Origin of the sequence: Streptosporangium sp. NPDC023963, from assembly GCF_040639135.1 — a bacterium.
Classification (GTDB): domain Bacteria; phylum Actinomycetota; class Actinomycetes; order Streptosporangiales; family Streptosporangiaceae; genus Streptosporangium.
Genome location: NZ_JBEZZK010000023.1, coordinates 78,231 through 97,447 on the forward strand (window position 1 = coordinate 78,231; position 19,217 = coordinate 97,447).

General features: G+C 71.4%; 21 protein-coding genes and 1 pseudogene. 9 read left to right on the forward strand and 13 right to left on the reverse strand.

Annotated features, from left to right (window positions below; translation table 11 throughout):
* Positions 1-17: 17 nt before the first annotated feature.
* Genes AB0F88_RS40820 through AB0F88_RS40835 form a run of 4 tightly spaced genes read right to left on the reverse strand, consistent with a single transcriptional unit; the run spans position 18 to position 3,737 of the window.
* Entirely contained in the window at positions 18-428 is a 411-nt protein-coding gene (locus AB0F88_RS40820; protein WP_362696856.1) for a MaoC/PaaZ C-terminal domain-containing protein, read from the reverse strand.
* Positions 428-1,492 carry a bifunctional MaoC family dehydratase N-terminal/OB-fold nucleic acid binding domain-containing protein gene (locus tag AB0F88_RS40825; protein WP_362696858.1) on the reverse strand — a complete coding sequence of 355 codons (1,065 nt, stop codon included), beginning with the start codon at positions 1,490-1,492 and terminating at the stop codon, positions 428-430. The genes AB0F88_RS40820 and AB0F88_RS40825 overlap by 1 nt, the downstream gene beginning before the upstream one ends.
* Positions 1,489-2,643, reverse strand: coding sequence for an acyl-CoA dehydrogenase family protein (locus AB0F88_RS40830; protein WP_362696860.1), 1,155 nt, complete (start codon positions 2,641-2,643; stop codon positions 1,489-1,491). The genes AB0F88_RS40825 and AB0F88_RS40830 overlap by 4 nt, the downstream gene beginning before the upstream one ends.
* Positions 2,643-3,737, reverse strand: coding sequence for an acyl-CoA dehydrogenase family protein (locus AB0F88_RS40835; RefSeq protein WP_362696862.1), 1,095 nt, complete (start codon positions 3,735-3,737; stop codon positions 2,643-2,645). Before AB0F88_RS40835 ends, AB0F88_RS40830 begins: the two co-directional genes overlap by 1 nt.
* A gap of 298 nt (positions 3,738-4,035) precedes the next feature.
* On the opposite strand from AB0F88_RS40835, the gene AB0F88_RS40840 reads away from it, so the two are divergent.
* The 4 genes from AB0F88_RS40840 to AB0F88_RS40855 all read left to right on the forward strand — a co-directional run bounded on the left by AB0F88_RS40840 (position 4,036) and on the right by AB0F88_RS40855 (position 7,878).
* Positions 4,036-4,644, forward strand: a complete 609-nt coding sequence (locus AB0F88_RS40840; protein WP_362696944.1) for a TetR family transcriptional regulator — start codon at positions 4,036-4,038, stop codon at positions 4,642-4,644.
* Between the two features lie 226 nt (positions 4,645-4,870).
* A complete protein-coding gene (locus AB0F88_RS40845; RefSeq protein WP_362696864.1) occupies positions 4,871-6,028 on the forward strand; it encodes a steroid 3-ketoacyl-CoA thiolase in 1,158 nt (385 codons plus the stop codon).
* Positions 6,029-6,146: 118 nt separating this feature from the next.
* The gene (locus AB0F88_RS40850) at positions 6,147-7,166 is read left to right on the forward strand and encodes an MBL fold metallo-hydrolase (protein WP_362696866.1); all 1,020 of its coding nucleotides are present in this window, start codon (positions 6,147-6,149) and stop codon (positions 7,164-7,166) included.
* Between the two features lie 37 nt (positions 7,167-7,203).
* A complete protein-coding gene (locus AB0F88_RS40855) occupies positions 7,204-7,878 on the forward strand; it encodes a FadR/GntR family transcriptional regulator (protein ID WP_362696868.1) in 675 nt (224 codons plus the stop codon).
* A 1-nt stretch (position 7,879) separates the two neighbouring features.
* Here the strand turns inward: AB0F88_RS40855 and AB0F88_RS40860 are convergent, their stop codons facing one another.
* The 3 genes from AB0F88_RS40860 to AB0F88_RS40870 all read right to left on the reverse strand — a co-directional run bounded on the left by AB0F88_RS40860 (position 7,880) and on the right by AB0F88_RS40870 (position 10,114).
* On the reverse strand, positions 7,880-9,097 hold the full coding sequence (locus AB0F88_RS40860; RefSeq protein WP_362696870.1) for an RNA polymerase sigma factor: 1,218 nt from the start codon (positions 9,095-9,097) through the stop codon (positions 7,880-7,882).
* Between the two features lie 8 nt (positions 9,098-9,105).
* Positions 9,106-9,462 (reverse strand): YciI family protein, encoded by a 357-nt coding sequence (locus AB0F88_RS40865; RefSeq protein ID WP_362696872.1) that lies wholly within the window; start codon positions 9,460-9,462, stop codon positions 9,106-9,108.
* 73 nt (positions 9,463-9,535) lie between these two features.
* Positions 9,536-10,114: a dihydrofolate reductase family protein gene (locus AB0F88_RS40870; RefSeq protein WP_362696874.1), complete on the reverse strand. Its 579-nt coding sequence runs from the start codon at positions 10,112-10,114 to the stop codon at positions 9,536-9,538.
* Between the two features lie 238 nt (positions 10,115-10,352).
* On the opposite strand from AB0F88_RS40870, the gene AB0F88_RS40875 reads away from it, so the two are divergent.
* On the forward strand, positions 10,353-11,351 hold the full coding sequence (locus AB0F88_RS40875; RefSeq protein ID WP_362696876.1) for a TIGR03564 family F420-dependent LLM class oxidoreductase: 999 nt from the start codon (positions 10,353-10,355) through the stop codon (positions 11,349-11,351).
* 110 nt (positions 11,352-11,461) lie between these two features.
* Here the strand turns inward: AB0F88_RS40875 and AB0F88_RS40880 are convergent, their stop codons facing one another.
* Positions 11,462-12,082, reverse strand: a complete 621-nt coding sequence (locus tag AB0F88_RS40880; protein WP_362696878.1) for an ABATE domain-containing protein — start codon at positions 12,080-12,082, stop codon at positions 11,462-11,464.
* A 177-nt stretch (positions 12,083-12,259) separates the two neighbouring features.
* Here AB0F88_RS40880 and AB0F88_RS40885 point away from each other — a divergent pair, with 177 nt between their 5' ends.
* On the forward strand, positions 12,260-13,003 hold the full coding sequence (locus AB0F88_RS40885; protein ID WP_362696880.1) for a metallophosphoesterase: 744 nt from the start codon (positions 12,260-12,262) through the stop codon (positions 13,001-13,003).
* Between the two features lie 43 nt (positions 13,004-13,046).
* Positions 13,047-13,688 (forward strand): LysE family translocator, encoded by a 642-nt coding sequence (locus tag AB0F88_RS40890; RefSeq protein ID WP_362696882.1) that lies wholly within the window; start codon positions 13,047-13,049, stop codon positions 13,686-13,688.
* Positions 13,689-13,698: 10 nt separating this feature from the next.
* Here the strand turns inward: AB0F88_RS40890 and AB0F88_RS40895 are convergent, their stop codons facing one another.
* A complete protein-coding gene (locus tag AB0F88_RS40895; protein WP_362696884.1) occupies positions 13,699-14,184 on the reverse strand; it encodes a hypothetical protein in 486 nt (161 codons plus the stop codon).
* A gap of 283 nt (positions 14,185-14,467) precedes the next feature.
* Here AB0F88_RS40895 and AB0F88_RS40900 point away from each other — a divergent pair.
* Positions 14,468-15,046 (forward strand): annotated as a pseudogene (locus tag AB0F88_RS40900) (phosphatase PAP2 family protein); the annotation flags it as partial.
* Between the two features lie 93 nt (positions 15,047-15,139).
* Here the strand turns inward: AB0F88_RS40900 and AB0F88_RS40905 are convergent.
* The 3 genes from AB0F88_RS40905 to AB0F88_RS40915 form a co-directional block, all read right to left on the reverse strand.
* On the reverse strand, positions 15,140-15,823 hold the full coding sequence (locus AB0F88_RS40905) for a response regulator transcription factor (RefSeq protein ID WP_362696886.1): 684 nt from the start codon (positions 15,821-15,823) through the stop codon (positions 15,140-15,142).
* A gap of 7 nt (positions 15,824-15,830) precedes the next feature.
* Positions 15,831-17,255, reverse strand: a complete 1,425-nt coding sequence (locus AB0F88_RS40910; protein ID WP_362696888.1) for a histidine kinase — start codon at positions 17,253-17,255, stop codon at positions 15,831-15,833.
* A 157-nt stretch (positions 17,256-17,412) separates the two neighbouring features.
* Positions 17,413-17,817 carry a phosphotransferase gene (locus AB0F88_RS40915; RefSeq protein ID WP_362696890.1) on the reverse strand — a complete coding sequence of 135 codons (405 nt, stop codon included), beginning with the start codon at positions 17,815-17,817 and terminating at the stop codon, positions 17,413-17,415.
* A gap of 34 nt (positions 17,818-17,851) precedes the next feature.
* Between AB0F88_RS40915 and AB0F88_RS40920 the strand changes: the two genes are divergently transcribed.
* Positions 17,852-18,145 (forward strand): hypothetical protein, encoded by a 294-nt coding sequence (locus tag AB0F88_RS40920; RefSeq protein WP_362696892.1) that lies wholly within the window; start codon positions 17,852-17,854, stop codon positions 18,143-18,145.
* A 143-nt stretch (positions 18,146-18,288) separates the two neighbouring features.
* On the opposite strand, the gene AB0F88_RS40925 is transcribed toward AB0F88_RS40920, so the two are convergent.
* On the reverse strand, positions 18,289-19,164 hold the full coding sequence (locus AB0F88_RS40925; protein WP_362696894.1) for a hypothetical protein: 876 nt from the start codon (positions 19,162-19,164) through the stop codon (positions 18,289-18,291).
* Between the last annotated feature and the right edge of the window lie 53 nt (positions 19,165-19,217).

Here is a 19,217-nt window from a genome sequence, read left to right on the forward strand (position 1 = left end):
CCGCCGCTGGGGCGCGGTCAGCGGGTGGGGAGGGCGAACCTGACGGTGCCAGAGACGTGGTCGCCGAGGCTGACCCCGCCGCGGACCTCGACGGTGAACTCGCCGTCCTCGCAGGCGACCACGCTGCCGGTGAAGGCCAGCCTGTCGCCCGCGTACGCGGGGACGCCGAGCTTGACGTTGATGCCACGGATGATCGCCTCGGGTCCGGCCCAGTCGGTGACGTAGCGCTCGACGAGACCCATGGTGGTCAGGATGTTGAGGAAGATGTCCTTCGACCCCTGTGCCCTCGCGCCCTCGACATCGTGGTGGACGGGGGTGAAGTCCATGGTCGCGAGCGCGGTCGACACGACCACGGTGGGGCTCAGGTCGATCGCGAGCTCGGGAAGCGGAGCTCCGACCCGCACCTCGTCGTCGGTAAGTGTCCGCATCACGCCTCCAGGGGGACCCACATGGGCAGGATCAGCTCGTCGTCCATCCGGCGGTACGTCAGACGCACCCGCATACCGATACCCACCCGCGAAGCGTCGCAGTCCACCACGTTGCCCACGATCCGCACACCTTCCGGCAGTTCCACCACGGCGACCACGAAAGGTGTCCGGTGTCCCGGAACCGGCGGGTTGTGGTGGACGACGTAGCTGTACACCTCGCCCTCGCCGCTCGCCGTCACGAACGTGCGGGCGGCCGAGCGGCACGAGGGGCAGACCGGTCCCGGCGGGTGGCGCAGCTCGCCGCAGTCGGCGCACTTCTGGATCCGCAGCTCGCCCGCGGCGACGCCCTCCCAGAAGAAGGCGGTGTCGGCGTTGATCGCGGGTCTCAGCGGGTACGGCGTGCGCGGGGACGCGTTCCCGCTCGCCGCGGCTCCGTTCCCGCCGGTCGCGGCCGCGTCCTCGCCCGGCCCCCCGGCCCGCTCCCTGGGCAGGAACTTCAGCACCCGGAACAGCATGTCGGCCACGGCCTCGCCGCCGGCGTACCAGGTGACGTTCCAGGTGACGAAGTAGCCCTCGCCGAGCGCGGTCCGCTTCGGCCCGGTGATGCCGGTCAATCGGGTGGCCGGAACCAGGGACTCGCCGAGCCTCACGTAGCGGTGGTAGGTCTGCTCGCAGTTGGTGGCGACCACGCCGGTGTAGCCGTTGCCGTCCAGCATCGCGAGCACGGCGTCGACCGGCGTGCCCGGCCGTTTCCTCCTGCTCCCGTCCACGCCGGGCATGGTCCAGACCTGGATCATCGCCGGTGGGGCCACGATCCCCCCGTGCACCCCCGCGGCGGCGGCCTCGGGGTCGGTGTAGAGCGGGTTGGCGTCGCCCATGGCGTCGGTCCAGTGCCGGATCATCGGGATGTTCACCGGGTCCGCCTCCGCGACGCCGAGCACCTCGCCCTCGGCGATCTGCCGCTCGGCCAGGGCGGTGAGCCGTTCGTGCAGGGAGGCGGACTCCGCCGTCGCGGAGGCCGGGTTCGTCGCGGGAGCCGGGTTCGTCGGAGGCGTCTCGGTCATCGGGGCGGCCTCGGCAGGCTCAGGCCGAGCATGGCGATGAGCTCGCGCTGGACCTCGTTGACCCCGCCGCCGAAGGTGAGCACCAGCCCGCCCTTGGCGCCGCGGTCGACGCGTCTCATCAGGTCGGCGGTGTCCGGGTCCGACGGGTCGCCGAAGCGGGCCAGGACCTCGCCGACGATCCTGCCGACGTCCTGCAGCCGCTCGGAGCCGTACACCTTGGTGGCCGAGGCGTCGGGGGCGCCCAGCCAGCCGAGGTCCATGTTGGCCGCGACCTGCCAGTTCAGCAGCTCGTTGGTCCGGAAGTAGGCGTAGACCTGGCCGAGCGCCCTGCGGACCGCGGGCTCCTCGATCGTGCCGGTACGGCGGGCCCAGGCCAGGAACCGGTCGTAGGTGTGGGCGAGGTTGCCCGCCGGGCCGAGCGTGACCCGCTCGTGGTTGAGCTGGTTGACGATCAGGTCCCAGCCCTTGTTCTCCTCCCCCACGACCATGTCCACCGGCACCCGCACGTCGGAGTAGTAGGTGGAGTTGGTGTGGTGGTTCCCGTCCATCGTGATGATCGGGGTCCACGAGTAGCCGGGGTCGGAGCAGTCGACGATCATCATCGTGATCCCGCGGTGCTTCTTCGCGTCCGGGTCGGTGCGGGCGGCGAGCCAGATGTACTGGGAGTAGTGGCCGCCCGAGGTGAAGATCTTCTGCCCGTTGACGACGTAGTGGTCGCCGTCGCGGACCGCGGTGGTGCGCAGGGCCGCCAGGTCGGTGCCCGCCCCGGGCTCGCTGTAGCCGATCGCGAAGTGACACTCCCCGGCCAGGATCTGCGGCAGGAAGAACTCCTTCTGCGCCGCCGTCCCGTACTGCATGAGGGTCGGGCCGACGGTCTGCACGGTGATGATCGGGTACGGCACCTCGGCGCGGGCGATCTCGTTGGCGAAGATCTGCTGCTCCAGCGGGCCGTACCCGCCGCCGCCGTACTCCTTGGGCCAGCCGAGCCCGAGCTTGCCGTCGCGGCCGAGGGTACGGCAGTGCTCCATGTAGGCCTGGCCGAAGGGGTCGGTGGAGATCCGCGCGCGCCCCTCGGCGGTGAGACAGGACCCGAAGTACTCGCGCAGCTCGTCGCGGAGCCTCTTCTGGTCGGGAGTCAGGTCGATCAGCATCAGACGAGCGCTCCGATCGTGTCGAGCCGGGCTTCCACCCCGCCCAGCAGGTGGGCGTGGTGCTTGCCCCAGGCGAAGTAGCGGTGCAGCGGGTAGGTCACGTCCACGCCGATCCCGCCGTGCAGGTGCTGGCAGGTGTAGAGCGCCCGCAGCGCCTGGTCGGTCGCGGTCAGGGCGCCGACGGCCAGGTCCACCTCGGCCTCCTCGTCCGCGCCCTCGGCCAGCCGCCACGCCCCGGACCACACGGCCACGTCCAGGGCCCGCCCGGCGATGTAGACGTCGGCGATCTGCACGGTGACCGCCTGGAACTCGGCCAGCGCCCGGCCGAACTGCTTGCGCGTCCTGATGTAGTCGGTGGTGAGCGCCAGCGCCCCGGCCAGCACCCCGGAGGTGACGGCGATGTTCCCGGCCAGCGCCAGCCTGCGCAGGCCGCCGGCCGCCGTACCGTCCTCGGCCCCGACGAGCTCGCCCGGGACGCCCTCCAGGGCGAGCGCGGCTGCGGGTTCTCCGGTGGAGGTCGGCACCGGCCGCAGGTCCGCCCGGGCCGGGTCCACCAGGAACAGGCCGACCCCGGTGGCGGTGGCGGCGGGGACCAGGATCCTCGCCGCCTGGGCGGCGTAGGGCGTCGTGCCCTTGGCACCGTCCAGCACCCACCCGGCGCCGTCCCGGCGGGCGGTCGTGACCGGCGGGGCACCGAAGTCGCCGAAGTCACGGCCCGGCTCGGAGGGGGCGACGGCCAGTGAGATCTCGCCGTCGGCCAGCGGGGCCAGTGCCTCGCGCTGCTCCCGGGAGCCGTACCTGGTGATCACCTGCGCCGCGACCAGGCTCTGCTCGGCGGGGACCGGGGCCACGTGGGCGCCGATCTCCCGCAGGACGACCGCCATCTCCACCGGTCCGAGTCCCGCGCCTCCGGCCTCCTCGGGCAGGACGGCACCGAGCAGCCCGGTCCCGGCGAGGGAGCGCCACAGGGCGGTGTCGTAGGACGCGCCGCTCTTCTCGTGGGCTTCGAGCCTGGTCGAGGTCACCTCCTTGCCGAGGAGGTCGACCGCGAGTTTGCGCAGGTCGGTCTGTGTCTCGTCGAGATTGAAGTCCACTGGCGCTCCAGGGTTTCTGTCGGCCGCTTCGCCCTTCGGGAAAGTAGAACAGATTCTATTCTGTGTCCAGAGCCAGCTAATCGCAATAAGTCGCCGCATAACCGTCGCACCGCATATGCCATGTAAGCGTGGGGCATCTTTGTGACTGGCGAGTAACCCATCGGAGTATCCGGAAATCAGATAACGTGTTCTCATGCGCACCTCGCATGTGACCACCGATACGCCGGTCATCCCGCACCGGACCGGAAGGCACGCCCCGAGCGACGCCGATCCGGCCACGACCGAGGGGGCATCCGGCATGCAGAGTGAATCGGCGTCCACAGGCGTCCGCACCAGGAGCCAGCACCAGCGGCGCAAGCGCATCGTCCAGGCCGCCGCCGCCCTCGCCTCGCGGGGCGGCGTCGAGGCGATGCAGATGCGGACCGTCGCCGAGCGTGCCGGGGTCGCGCTCGGCACGCTCTACCGATACTTCCCCTCCAAGATGGATCTCGTCGTCGCCGTCGTCGGCGAGGAGATCGACCTCCTCGAGACCAGCATCGAGCGCCGCCCGCCCAACGCCACCACTGCCTCGGGCCGGGCCGTCGACGTCCTGATGCGCGCCACCCGGGGCCTGATGCGCGAGCCCGAGCTCGCCGACGCGCTCATCCGCTCGTTGATCATGGCCGATGTCGACATACCGTTCGGCGACCGCATGGCGGGCCTGCTGCTCCGCGTCGCCGGGGACGACCTCACCGTCGAGACCGCCACCGAGGAGCAGTTCGCCCTGGCGGGCTCGCTGTCCAGCGTCTGGGTGCACGAGCTCATGGAGATGCTCAGGGGCCGGCGCACGTACGAGCAGATCCAGCGCCGCATCGAGATCGCCGCCGGACGCCTGCTGGCCGACTTCCGGCCCTCCCCCTCCGGCTGAGTCCGTCCCCGCCCCACCGGAGGCCCCGTTCCACCGGAGGCACTGTTCGCCGGAGCCTCCCTGCCACCGGAAACCCCGCCGCTCCTTCCGCCTGAAACTAGAACCCGTTACAGTCGGTGGCGGAAGCGACTAGAGCGACGTTCTGGAGCGACGCGCGAGCGGGCGGATCGGCGGGAACGGCCGCCCGGCGGCCGCGAGCTCCGACCCGGATGGCGAGGAGATCGTTATGGGTGCGGTGATCGTCGAGGCCGTGAGGACCCCGATCGGCAGGCGCAACGGATGGCTCGCCGGGCTGAAGCCGCAGGCGGTCCTCGCCGCGGCGCTCAACGGCCTGATCGGCAGATCGGGCATCGATCCCTCCGCCGTGGAACAGGTTTTCGCCGGATGCGTCACGCAGGCCGGGGAGCAGGGCGGCCATGTCGGGCGGCACGCCTGGCTCTACGCCGGGCTGCCGTACCAGACGGGCGTGACCACGGTCGACGCGCAGTGCGGCTCCTCGCAGCAGGCGGTGCACCTGGTCGCGGCGCTCATCCAGGCCGGGGTCATCGACGTCGGCGTGGCCTGCGGCGTCGAGGTGATGAGCCGGGCGCCACTCGGTTCCAACGTGCTGCCCGCCGACCCCCGGCCCGACGACTGGGCCGTCGACCTGCCCGACCAGTTCACCGCCGCCGAGCGGATCGCGCGACGGCGCGGGCTGACCCGCGAGCGGCTCGACCGGTTCGGCGCCAGGTCCCAGCGCCTGGCCGCGGAGGCGTGGGCCCAGGGACGCTTCGACCGGGAGGTCGTCGCGGTGACCGCGCCGGTGCTCGGCCAGGACGGGGAGCCCACCGGCGAGACCCGCGTCGTCGACAGGGACCAGGGACTGCGCGAGACCACCGTCGAGGGGCTGGCCGGGCTCAGGCCCGTCATGGGCGAGGACGGCATGCACACGGCGGGCACCTCCTCGCAGATCTCCGACGGCGCGGCGGCGGTGCTCCTCATGAGCGAGGAGGCCGCCGCCCGGCACGGCCTGCGGCCCCGGGCCCGCGTCCTCGCCCAGGCGCTCGTCGGCTCCGAGCCGTACTACCACCTGGACGGGCCGGTGGACGCGACCGCCAAGGTGCTGACCTCGACCGGGATGAGTATGGCCGACATCGACAGGTTCGAGGTGAACGAGGCTTTCGCCTCGGTGGTCTTATCCTGGTCCTCGGTGCACAAGCCGGACATGGAACGGGTCAACGTCAACGGCGGCGCCATAGCGCTCGGCCATCCGGTCGGAGCGACCGGATCCCGACTGATCACCACCGCCCTGCACGAGCTTGAGCGGTCCGGCTCCTCGACCGCGCTGGTGGCGATGTGCGCGGGCGGGGCGCTCGCGACCGCGACCGTCCTGGAGCGCCTCTGAGCGGCGTCGCCGCCCCGGGGCGGCCGTGAACGGCGCCGATCCCCCGGAACGTCCTGAGCGGCACCGCACGAGGAGCACCACCGTTGACATACCGCAGGCCGCACAAGGAGCACCACCGTTGAAATCCCTCCGCAGGCCGTACAGCGAGCAGCGCCCGTTCGACACCGGCGGCGGGGTGTGGAGCGTGCCCGTCCCGATCCCGGGCAATCCGCTCGGCTACACGCTCGTCTACGCGATCGAGTCCCCCGCCGGTCCCGTGCTGGTCGACGCGGGCTGGAACGCCCCCGAGGCCTGGCTGGCGCTGCGCGACGGGCTGGGGGCGGTCGGCATGGACGTCCGCGACGTGCGCGGGGTGGTCGTGACCCACTTCCATCCCGACCACGCCGGGCTGGCCGGTCAGGTCAGGGAGGAGTCCGGCGCGTGGATCGCCATGCACGAGGCCGACGCCGCGCTGATCGGTTTCATGCGGAACTTCCAGGGGGACGCGCACCGCGACTTCCAGGCCGACATGCTGCGCCGGGCGGGAGCGGGCGCCGTCGAGGTGGAGGAGGTGACGGGGAACCGGCCGCAGCCGCCCGCGGTACCCGACCGCGTCCTCACCGACGGCGACCTGATCGACCTGCCGGGGCGCAGGCTCCGGACGATCTGGACGCCCGGTCACACGCCCGGCCACGTCTGCCTGCACCTTGAGGACGCCGACCGGATCTTCACCGGGGACCACGTGCTGCCGGCGATCACGCCGCACATCGGGATCTACCCGTACGACCGCGCGGACGTGGATCCGCTCAGCGACTTCCTGGAGTCGCTGGAGAAGGTGAAGGGCCTGGGCCGGCTCGAAGCCCTCCCCGCCCATGAATGGATATTTCAGGACACGGGGGCTCGGGCGACGGAGATCGTCGTCCACCACGAAGAGAAGCTCCGACGGCTGGCCGCCCTGCTCGCCGAGGCCGAGGGACCTCTCACCATCTGGGAGATAGCTGGACGTATGACCTGGAATCGCCCTTGGGAGGACTTTCCCCCCGTGCTGCGCGGGATGGCGGCCGGGGAGGCCGCGGCCCACCTCCGCACGCTGGAGGTTCGCGGAATCATCCGCCGCGTGATGGGGGTGGATCCGGTCCGGTTCGCCATACACTCATAGACATCGGATGTCTGGCGCGACCTGAGGACGGTGCAGAGTGGCGGTCACCGACGCCGCTATCGACAAGATCAAGCAGATGATCCTGTCTGGCGAGCTCGCCCCGGGCAGCAGGCTGCCCAAGGAGGCCGACCTGGCCGATCGGCTCGGCCTGTCGCGCAACTCGCTGCGCGAGGCCGTCAGAGCCCTGGCCCTGATCAACGTGCTGGACGTGCGCCAGGGCGACGGCACGTACGTGACCAGCCTGGAGCCGAGGCTGCTGCTCGACGCGATGTCGTTCGTGGTCGACTTCCACCAGGACGACACCGTGCTGCAGTTCTTCCAGGTCCGGCGGATCCTGGAGCCCGCCGCGACCGCGATGGCGGCGACGCACATGTCCGAGTCCGAGGTCGCCGAGCTGCGCAAGATCCTCGACGAGCTGCCTCCCGACCCGAGCGTCGAGCAGCTGGTCGCCAACGACCTGGAGTTCCACCAGCGCATCGCGGCGGGCTCGGGCAACGCGGTGCTGTGCTCCCTCATCGAGAGTCTCTCGGGGCCCACCACCAGGGCCAGGATCTGGCGGGGCCTCACCCAGGAGAACGCCCTGGAGAAGACCCGCGAGCAGCACACCGCGATCTGCGACGCCATCGCCGCCCGCCAGCCGGAGGTGGCGCGGGCCTGGGCCACGGTCCACATCGCCGGCGTCGAGGAGTGGCTCCGCAGCGCCCTCGCCTGACTCAGGTGAGCGCCTGGCGGCTGCGCCGCAGGAAGTCGCGCTCGGCCGCGTTGCCGGTGCGGGCGATCGCCTCCTCGTAGGCCAGCGCCGCCTCGGTGGTGCGGCCCAGGCGCCGGAGCAGGTCGGCGCGGACGGCGTGGAACAGGTGGTAGCCGTCGAGGTCGAGGTCGTCGACCAGGGTGAGCGCCGCCCCCGGCCCCTCGACCTCGGCCACCGCGACCGCGCGGTTGAGGGCCACCACCGGGTTGGGTGCCAGGGCCAGGAGCAGGTCGTACAGCGCCAGGATCTGCCACCAGTCGGTGAGGGCCGCGGTCGGCGCGTCGCTGTGGACGGCGTTGATCGCGGCCTGGATCTGGTACGGACCCGGCCGGTCGCGCCGCAGGCACCACCGGACGATGTCCTGCCCCTCGCTGATCAGGTCGCGGTCCCAGCGGCCCCGGTCCTGGTCCGCCAGCAGCACCAGGTCGCCGTCCGGCGTGGTGCGGGCGGCCCGGCGGGAGTCGACGAGCAGCATGAGCGCGAGCAGCCCCATGACCTCGGGTTCGCCGGGCATGAGCTCGGCCAGGAGCCGTCCCAGCCGGATGGCCTCCGCGCAGAGCTCCTCGCGGACCAGCCGCTCGCCCGAACTCGCCGTGTGGCCCTCGTTGAAGATGAGGTACACCACGGCCAGGACGGCCCGCAGCCGGTCCGGGAGATCGGCCTCGGCCGGGACACGGTACGGGATCCCCGCGTCCCGGATCTTGTTCTTGGCCCGGACCAGGCGCTGGGCCATGGTCGGCTCGGGCACCAGGAAGGTCCTGGCGATCTCGGCGGTGGTGAGCCCGCCCAGCAGCCGCAGGGTCAGCGCGACCCGGGCGTTGGCGGCCAGCGCGGGATGGCAGCAGGTGAAGATCAGGCGAAGCCGGTCGTCGCGCACGGCGCCCTCCTCCAGGGGTTCGTCGGCGGCGTGCAGCAGGACCGCCTGGGCGTGACGGTCCCGGCGGGTCGCCTCCCGCCGGAAGCGGTCGATCGCCCGGTTGCGTGCGGTCGTGATGATCCACCCCGCCGGGCTCGGCGGCAGGCCGGCGGAGGGCCACCGGCCCGCCGCCACGGTGAACGCGTCCTGGACCGCCTCCTCGGCGAGGTCGATGTCACCGAGGAGGCGCACCAGGACCGCGACCGCGCGCCCGTACTCGGCACGGAACACGCGCTCGATCTCCGCGGCGGAGACGCCTGGCATACCGGACGTCAGCCGTCCACCTCGCCCTGGAACGGCCGCACCTCGATGGGGAGGAGGCCGATCGCCAGGGCGAGCCTGCGACCCCATTCGAGCGCCGCGTCGAGGTCGGGCGCCCTGACGACGGTGAACCCCCCGAGGTGTTCCTTGCCCTCGGCGTACGGGCCGTCGGTCATGAGCGTGTCGCCGTCCTTGACCCGGACCACGGTCGCCGTGTCCGGGGAGTGCAGGCCGCCGGAGAAGACCCACGCACCGGCAGCCCGCATCTCCCGTTCCAGGGTCTCCAGATTCCGGGCGATCGGTTCCAGCACCTCGGGAGCGGGAGAACCTCCGTCGGGCTGGTAAACGCTGAGCAGATACTGTTTCATCGCGCGTCCCTCCTGGACGACCGGTGCGGCGCCGTCGCCGCCTTCCTACCCACCACCTGAACGGCGTCCGGGGTCACGACCGGTCGTAGGTCGCGATCACCACACCGGTGGTGGTCGTGACGGAGTCGGTGAGCCGCAGCCCGGCGAGCGGACCATTCTCGGGGAACAGACGCCGGCCCGATCCCAGGACCAGCGGGTGGATCATGAGTTTGTACACGTCGACGAGGTCGTGCCGCATCAGCGACCGGACGAGTTCCCCGCTGCCGAGCACCGCGACGTCCGCGCCCGGCTCCTTCTTGAGCTCCGCCACGGCCGTCGCGGCGTCGCCGGCCAGCAGCGTGGAGTTGGCCCACGGAAGAGGTCCGGTCAGCGTCGTCGACGCGACGTACTTGCGCGTGTCGTTCAGCACCTCGGTGAACGGGTTGGCCGGCTGTTTCGGCCAGAAGGAGTGGAACCTCTCGTAGGTCAGCCTCCCGAACAGCAGCTCGGAACCCCCCATCCCCTTCGCCATCTCGCCGCCCATCACCGCGTCGTTGCGGGACGCCGCCCAGCCGCCGTGTCCGAACCCGCCGCGCACGTCCTCGTCCGGCGCGCCCGGTGCCTGCATCACCCCGTCGAGGGTGAGGTGTTCGACCACAACGATCTTCCTCATCTTCGCGATCCCTTCGGCTGCCCGCCGGCACCGCGCCGGCTTCTCACCCCCTACACGAACGACGTCCAGCGGGATCGACACCGGGTGCGACCGTCCTTCGAAAATTTCCCCGCCCCGGCGCGAAGGACTCGCGACCACGGGCTCGGAGGAAGGCAGGGACCAAAATGCTTTCCCGAGACAATATATTAACCAAGTAAAGACTTCTGGCCGGCCCCCGGCCGAACGATTGGAGTACGCCATGCGCATCGGTGTCGCACTGCCCACCGATCACACGCGGCTGTCCGCCGCGGCCAACTCCGTCGACACCCTGATCGGCGAGACGCGGGAGCTCGCCGACGCGGGGCTGACCTCGGCCTGGTTCACCCAGCGGTTCGACCACGACGCCATCACGGTGGCCGCGCTGGCCGCGCGTGAGGTGCCCGGCATCGACGTCGGCACCGCGATCGTGCCGATCTATCCCCGTCACCCGATCGCGATGTCGATGCAGGCCCAGACCGCGCAGGCGGCCGGCCACGGGCGCTTCACACTGGGCGTCGGGCTGTCGATCAGGTCGTTCGTGGAGGCGACCTACGGGATCGCGCCGCACCCCAGGATCCGGCATCTGCGGGAGTACCTGGAGGTGCTGCGCGACCTCTTCGAGAACGGCGCCGCGAACCTGGACGGCGAGACGCTGGTCGCCAGGACCCCCCTGCCGGTGAAGGTGCCGGGCGCGAGGCCACGGGTGCCGGTGCTGGTCGCGGCGGCGGGCGAGCTGACCCTGCGTGCCGCGGGCGAACTCGCCGACGGCGCGCTGCCGATCCTGTCCGGCCCGCGCACGCTGGCCGGGTACACCGTGCCGACCATCACCCGGTACGCGGAGGCGGCCGGGCGGCCGGCGCCCCGGGTCGCCGCCATCGTCTCCGGCGTGGTGACCGCCGACGTGGCGGGCGCCCGAGCCCGCGCGGAACAGAACATGGGGTACTACGGGACCATCCCGTCCTATCGCGCGGCGCTGGACCGCGAGGGCGTCGACCATCCCGCCGACCTGGTCGCGATCGGGGACGAGGAGCTCCTCGCGGACCAGGTGGCCGCGTACTTCGAGTCGGGCGTGACCGAACTCGTCTACACCCAGACCTCGATCGGTTCCGCGGAGGACGAGCGCCGCACCTGGAAACTGCTCGGCGAGCTGGCCGCGAGATACAGGCGCGAACCGGCCGGCACCGGGCCGGCCCCCGTTCCGGGAACCGACGCGCCGTAGACGGCGTCCGTCGGCTCATCCGCGACCCCCGGGTCAAACCCGGCGTCCTCGGCAGCGGTTTCAGAGGTGGGAGAGCCCGCGCCTCAAGCCTGGCGTCCTCGGCGGCGCTTTCAGGACTGGGAGGGATCCGCGCCGACCGCGGCGCGCCGGCGGTAGTGGCGTGCGGCTCGGGCCCTGTTGCCGCACGACGGCTTGCACCACTCCTGCCGGCCGTGCTGCTTGACGAAGTAGCGGACGCAGCGCGGCGCGGTACAGGCCCGCAGATCCTCACGCAGCGGGCCGGTCAGGAAGTCGATGGCGGCGCGGGCCAGTGCCGCGACAAGACGGAGGCGCGGGTCCTTCTCGGCCGACAGCAGCCGGGGCGCGGGCGCCCCTCCGGAGGGCCAGTCCAGCTGCGGGGTGACCGGCTCCCTGCCCGCGGCCGCGTTGAGTAGCGCCAGAGCCCGGTCGACCGGCATGAGGCGATGGGCGTCGGCGGGGCTGGGCGGACCGGGACTGACCGAGTGGGCGAACAGCGCCCGTACCGCCTGCCGCAGCGCCACGATCTCGCCCCTGAGGTTCTCGTCGACGGTGACGCCGTCGGCGAGGTCACTCCCCCGCTCCCTGACCCAGCGGGCCGCTCCCTGGAGGGTGGCCAGGTCGTCGGCGACGCCACCGTCCCCGTCGTGGCGGATCGTGCTCGCCAGCTCCAACGCCAGGCAGCGCTCCACGGCCCTTCCTTCCTTTTTCATACGAATCAGGTCGCCTTCGTGCGAATCAGGTCGCCGACCACTTGATCACATCCTCGCTCCCAGCTTAAGGTTCCTAATGGAAAATAGATAATTTTCCATTAGGTGCCGAGGCGCGGGCGATCGCGTACGGCGGCACGGACCGGCGGGCGGTGTCCGCCGCGAGAGGGGAACGACACGATGACGACGATGCTCGCCCAGATCAGCGACCTGCACCTGGACGGCGGTGATCGGGCGACCCTGCGCGCCACCCGGATCATGGACTATCTGCGGGCCCTGCCCCGCCGCCCCGACGCCATGCTGGTCACCGGGGACATCGCCGACCACGGCGCGGAGTCCGAGTACGAGGAGGCCGCCCGCATCCTGGCCGCCCCCTTCCCGGTGCTCACCTGCCCCGGCAACCACGACGCGCGCCCGGCCTATCGCAAGGCCCTGCTCGGGGAGGTCCCCGGCGACGGCCCCGTCAACCGGGTCCATCACGTCTCCGGCACCGCCGTCCTGATGTGCGACTCCACCATCCCGGGCCGCGACGAGGGACACCTCGACGCCCAGACCCTCGACTGGATCGACACCACCCTCACCGGCCTGCCCAGGGACACCCCGGCGCTGATCGCCTTCCACCAGCCGCCGGTCGCGCTCCACCACCCGCTGCCCGACTCCTCGGCGCTCCAGCGGCCCGAACGGCTGGCCGCCCTGCTCGACGCGCACCCGGAGGTCGTCGCCGTCCTCACCGGCCACGCCCACACCGCGGCCGTCTCCACCTTCGCCGCGCGCCCGCTGATCGTCGGACCGGCCGTGACCTGGACCCTGCGCCTGCCCTGGGAGGGCGACGAGGTCGCCGACCTCGACCAGCCGCCCGGCCTGGCCTTCCACATCCTGGACGACAACCGCCGCCTGACCACCCACTACCGCGTGGTCCCCTGATCCCCCGACGGCTCTCGACCTCGGAGACCTCGTGGGAGACCTCGTGCCACACCCCTACGCCGTCGCCGGGTTCCTGGTGGCGCTCCTCCCCCTGACCGCCATCCCCGGAGCGAGCCTGGCCCTGCTGGTCCGGCAGGTCACCGAGGGCGGCCGCGGCCGGGCCGTGCCCGTCGTCCTCGGCACGGTCACCGGCCTGTACGTCCACGCCACGCTCGCCGTGGCCGGCCTGTCCGCTCTCGTCATGCACTCCAGCCAGGCGTTCACCGCCGTCAAGCTCGCCGGAGCGGCCTATCTCGTCGGCCTGGGCGTCTGGACCTGGCGCTCGGCCGCGCCCTCCGCGTCCCTCGCGGCCTCCCGGCCCCACCGGCGCCTGCCGGAGTTCTCGGACTCCGTCTACCTGCAAGCGCTCCTCGCCAACGTCCTCAATCCGAAGGCGGCCTCCATCTATCTGACCCTGGTGCCGCAGTTCATCACCCCCGGCGAGTCCTTCGGCGGGTCCTTCGGCGGCCAGATCCTCACCCTGGCCACCGCCCACGCACTGTTGATCGCGCTCTGGCTCCTCGGCTGGACGATCCTCGTCGGCAGGGCCACACACGCCCTGCGGAGCCCTCGCTTCAAGGAGGTCAGCGCCAAGGTCACGGCGGTCGTGCTCATCGCCCTCGGGATCCGTTCCGCGACGGTCTAGCGCCGGAAGCTCAACGGCCCCGCGTACCCCGAAAGTAAGCGTTCGCCGTGGGGCCGAACATCAGCGCCATCGCGGCCAGGACGGCCGCGAGGTGCACGATCCGGCTGGCGGCGAACACGAACGTCATCGCGTCGGCGTCCGCGACGGCCTGGCCGAGCGAGTTGCCGTCGAGCAGCCACTGGATCGGCTCCATCACCAGCGAGAGGGTGCCGAAGATGCCGAGGGCCAGGGCGAGAGCGATCCGGGACCAGCCCTGGCCCCGGCGCAGGCACACCGCCATGAAGATCGCCACGGCGAAGACCGTCAGCCGGAAACCCATCTCCGGGGCGAGGTCGGCGACCGACGCCGAACCGTCGGCCAGCATGCCGGCGACGGCCAGGCCGGCCTCGAAGGCACCGGCGCCGACGGCGGTGAACCAGAGTGCCGCCGCGGTCTTGACACTCCCTGGAACGGTCGGCGGGTCGGACAGCGGCAGGGGTGCGAACTGCGTGGACATCGATGACACCTCTCGGGCGAGCGCTGGACGTTACCCCCGAAGTCTTCTCCGCCCGACAGGAAAGATCATGCCTGCCCGCACTCCAACCGGAGGACCCACCCACATGCCGGCCGAGGGTAGGGAGAGCCCTACCTTCCGCCGTGGAGAGACGGGCCTCGGCCGTCAAGGGCGACAGCGGCTTCGGACACGGTGGCCGCGGGGTGTCAACCCTGACGTTCGTCCAAGCCCGGCCCTGCCGTTCGGCCCGGGTGCCCGGCTGCCGCCGTTCCTATGGTCGGGGGCCATGAGAATTGACTCTTGGCACGGTTCGGGTCGTCGGCTGCTGGGTTCGGCCGTGGTGCTGGGCGTGGGGGCGGGAGTGGTCGCCCGGCTCTCTCCGGGCGGGCTGGGCGACCCCGGTCCGGTGAAGGTCGTGGGCGGGGCTTCGGCGTCCGCGTACCGATGGGTGACCGGGGCGGTGGCCGGCGCGCCGTCATGGGCGGGCACGGCGCTGGAGGTGGCCACGGAGGGCACCCTCGTGGTCCTCGGGTTGTCGCTCGTCCTGGTGTGGTGGCTCGCCGTTCGCCGCGGGGACGCCCACGGTGTCGGCGCGACCGTCGTCATCGGTGTCGGCACCGTCGCCGCCTATGCGATCAGCGAGGCGCTGAAGCCGGTGGTGGACGAGGAGCGGCCGTGTCGCGCGGTGCCGGGGGTGACGATCGCGGAATGTCCCGCGGTGGGCGACTGGTCGTTCCCGAGCAACCACGCCACCCTCGCCGCCGGACTCGCGGTCGGGCTGGCCGTGCTGCGTCCTCGCCTCGCCGCGGTGACGCTGCCGCTGGCCGGAGCCGCGGCGCTGCTGCGGGTGGTGGTGGGGGTTCACTATCCGCACGACGTGCTCGCCGGCGCGGTCCTCGCCGCCGCCGTGGTGGTGTCGCTGCTGCTCGCGTTCACACCGTCGGTGACGCGGCTGGTGTCACCGCTGCTCGGGCGCCTGAGCGGGGACGATTCCGGCCTCGTGCGCCACCACGGCGGCCGCCGCCCGGTTGTCGACGGCCAGGCGGGCCAGGATCGAGCTGACATGGGCTTTGACCGTCCCCTCCACCACGTGCAGCCGGCGGGCGATCTGACCGTTGGACAGCCCGCCGCCGAGGAAGGCCAGTACCTCGCGTTCCCGGGCGGTGAGCGTGTCGATCCGCCTGCGGGCGGTGTCGCGCCGGCCCGCCAGGGTTCCCGCGCCGCTCGCCGCGAGATGGGCGACCACCCGGGCGGCGACCTTCGGTGACAGGTAGGCCGCGCCGTCGGCCACCGCGCGGACTCCCGCGATCAGTTCCTCGGGCTCACCGGATTTGATCAGGAACCCCGCGGCTCCGCCGCCGAGTGCCCGAAGGATGTAGTCGTCCTCGCCGAACGTCGTCAGGACGACGACACCGGTGGCCGGGACCGTCCTGCGGATCTCCGCGGTGGCTTCGATGCCGTTGACCTTCGGCATGCGGATGTCGAGCACGGCCACCTGGGGGCGGTGGCGCTGGGCCAGTTCCACCGCCTCGTGGCCGTCGGCCGCCTCGGCGACGACGGTGATGTCCGGGTCGGTGGACAGCACGGCCCGCACACCCGCGCGGATCATCGGCTCGTCGTCGGCGATCAGTACGCGGATCATCGGACGCTCACCCGGCGAGTATGTCCGCGGACCCCAGCTTGCCCGCTCGGAAGCACAGGCGGTACGCGTCTCCGGACCGGTCGTCGAAGGGATCGGCTGTCATCGCGTAGTACTCGCACGTCACACCCTGTTCCTCTGATTCGGCGGCCCCTGGCCGGCGGGCCGTCTGCTCGTCCGGCAGATACCGCTCCACCTCGGAACGATCCTGCCCGACTCGCAGGCCCGCGTAGTCCTCCGGAGCCAGCACCGACCGCCACGCCGTCAGCGTCTCCCGCCCTCTCAGGACACCGCCGATCAGCGCGCTCGTCACCAGAGGCAGCATGAACGCGGCGACCAGGGTGCGGCCGAGCCTGCGGCGGGCGCGCCGGTGCTCCCTCGGCACGGCACCGCCCGGGACGGGCGGTACGGGACCGGAGGGGTACGGCGACCGCGCCGCGGGGGTGTGCGGGAGCCGGGCCAGGACGGTGAAGCCGCTGCCCGAGGGGCCGTAGGTGAGGGAGCCGCCGGCCAGCCGGACGCGTTCGTCCAGGCCGATGAGGCCGCGGCCTCCGCCCCGGGACGGGAGATCGGCGGTATTCGAGGGACCGTTCTCCACCCGGACCTCGGTCTCCGTGTCCGTGTGCCGGAGCCGGACGGCCACAGCCCCGCCGGGCGCGTGTTTGGCGACGTTGGTCAGCGCCTCCTGCACGACGCGGTGCGCGGCCCGTTCGACCACCGGCGGCAGGTCGCCCGTCTCGCCCTCGACGCACAGCGTGACCGCGAGCCCGGACGCGGACGCCTTGCCGACCAGGTCCGCGACACCGGCACCGGCCGGCCGTGCCGGCGCCTCGTCCGTCTCCTCGCGCAGGATGCCGACCACCTCGCCGAGGCGCTCTACAGCGGCCGCCGCCCTCGCCCTGATGTCGGCCGCGGACGCCCGGTGCGCCTCCGGCAGGCCGGGCGCGAGCTTCAGGGCGGCGGCCGACAGGGCGATCAGGCTGAGGTCGTGGCCCAGGACGTCGTGCATGTCCTGGGCGATACGGGTCCGCTCACGTAGCCGGGCCTGCTCGGCGACGAGCCGCTGCTCACGTTCCAGATGCTCGGCCCGCTCCCAACCGGCCCGGACGAGTTGCCGGTACTGGCGCCAGAACCGGCCCGCGAACCAGGGCAGCATCGCCGCCCCCACCACCGCCGCCATGAACCGGCCCACCGGCTCGATCCAGAAGGGGACAATCAGGACCGCGACCACGGCCGTCGCGAGCACCGCGACCAGCGCGAGCGCCGTCGACCGGGTTCGCCCGGACCGCGACCCCGCCACGAACGCGGCGGCCGCGGTCGGCACACCCCACCACGGGTTGACGACACTCAGACCGGCCGTCACCGCGGCCACCGCGCTCAGCGGGAGCGCCACCCCGGAGGGCCACCACCCTCTGGCGTCCCCGGCTCTCCTCACAGCGGTCGCTCTTCCCACAACCGTGACGATACGCAGAGCCGTGGAGTGCCGGCACCGCCGAAAGTCCAATACACGCCTGGGGAGGGGGCATCGTGGCGTTCGCGGACGGCGGCGACGCGGCGGGCCTGGTCGAGCTGCGGGCCAGGACATGGTCGTATCAGCTCAGCGGTCGCCAGTGCCTCCAGGGACGGGGACCGCTCTCGCCGCGGATAGCGGCCAACCGGGAGGTCGCCTCCCCGCGCATCGCGGAGTTTTCCATACCGATCTGGGCTGCCATGGTGACCATGCGAAGCTCACGGATGTCGCGCAGGACGGGAAAGCCCACCCAACTCATGACGTCGTGACCGTAGATCGCGACGAACTCGGCGTACTGGGCTTCGGAGATCCCGCCGAGTGTGTCGTATTTGACCGCCGTGGACACCAGATCCCACTCCGGCGGCCCGAGGGCACTGCGCTCGAAGTCGGCCAGAACCACGCGGCCATCGCCGGTCGACAACACGTTGCCGACCCAGGCGTCCCCGTGCACCACGCAGTGCGGCAGTCCCGGCGTACCCGCGCTCAAGGTCCGCCAACCGCTCGCGCAGCCAGTCGTGCTCTTGGGGAGTGAACATGTCGGCCTGGTCGATCCGCTGGGCGAGCCGTACGAACGGAGCCAGCGGAGGAAGGCGGAACTGATGAAGCTCTACGGACGCACCTGGACGATCGCAGAGGGAATCGGGGGCGGCTGGTACGCCGTATGGCGCGCGGACATTTCGGCGTACGGGCTTGAGCACGGCCTGTCCAACATCCGGTGCGGGGCTACCCTGGCCGAACTGGCCCGTCACCTGGACACGGAGACACGGCTGGAGAACCAGCCGTGGCGACGCGTGCCGCTGAGAGCAGCGCCGTAACACAGACGGGCCTCAAGCTTCATCGGTGGCTGGCCGGAGTTCCTGAAACTCCACTCCGCGCGGATCTCCCGCCACGAACGGCCCCGACAGACGCGCTCCAGTGGTGGGCCAGACGTCGACGGCCACGGCTTCAGGGCCGTCGATCACGGGCAGTCCTTTTTGACGGGACAAGGCCGTATCTCCGTTATCCAGGCCGCCTGGACGTTCTTCCCTTGCACGTTTTTCCGGACGGCGTACGGCGAGAAATTGCCGATGATCCCGTATACCAACCCGTCGCGGGCCGCGCGCCGGAGATCGACCGGGTTCAGCCCGAACCTGGCCAGAATCGGCTCGTCCTCAGCCGTCAGCGTCAACACCCAGCTTCTGAACTGACTGACCGACGAGTAATCGACACACGGCTCGGGCAGTCCCTTGTCCGAACACCCCTCGTGGCCCGGCCAGTAGATGGCCTTGCCCCCCACGTGCCCGCGCGACAGGAAGACGTCTCTCGCCGGCCCGTTTTCCAGTCCGAGACTCTTTTCCGTCACCGGCTTCTTGAATTCGATCACAGTGGTCGTCATCACCCCCGGCCTCAGCTTGCTCAGGGACTCGACACCGGACACTCCCCGCACACCCGATCCGAACTTGGCGACGGCGGCGGTGAGGCCGGTCGGCGGGAGCTTGGACATGTCCTGCACCTCACCTGAGAGGCTCATCTTCACCCAGTAGGGCGATTCGAAAGAGATGGACGGACCGGCGTACGGTCGTGCCGCGGTTCCCGTGAATCGAAATTCGTAGCCTCCCAGGACGGGCCAGAGCTCGGATCCTCCCATGATGAACTTGTGCTCCGGATTGGCGGCCATGGCAGCGTTCCCGACAACCGTCAGGAGATGGTCGTTCGCGACGGCTGTCGGCATCTCCTGCCGATATGCCGGAAAATCCGACTCCCGTATTCGAAGATCTGACTGCTCTGCCCGGAGATTCGAGTGGGATGATCCTTCCGCCGTACAAGATGTCAGGAAAAGCAGCAGGCCGACCATGGCGCCGGCAGTTGACGACCGTTTCACGGACTTTTTTCCCCGCTTCTCACCAT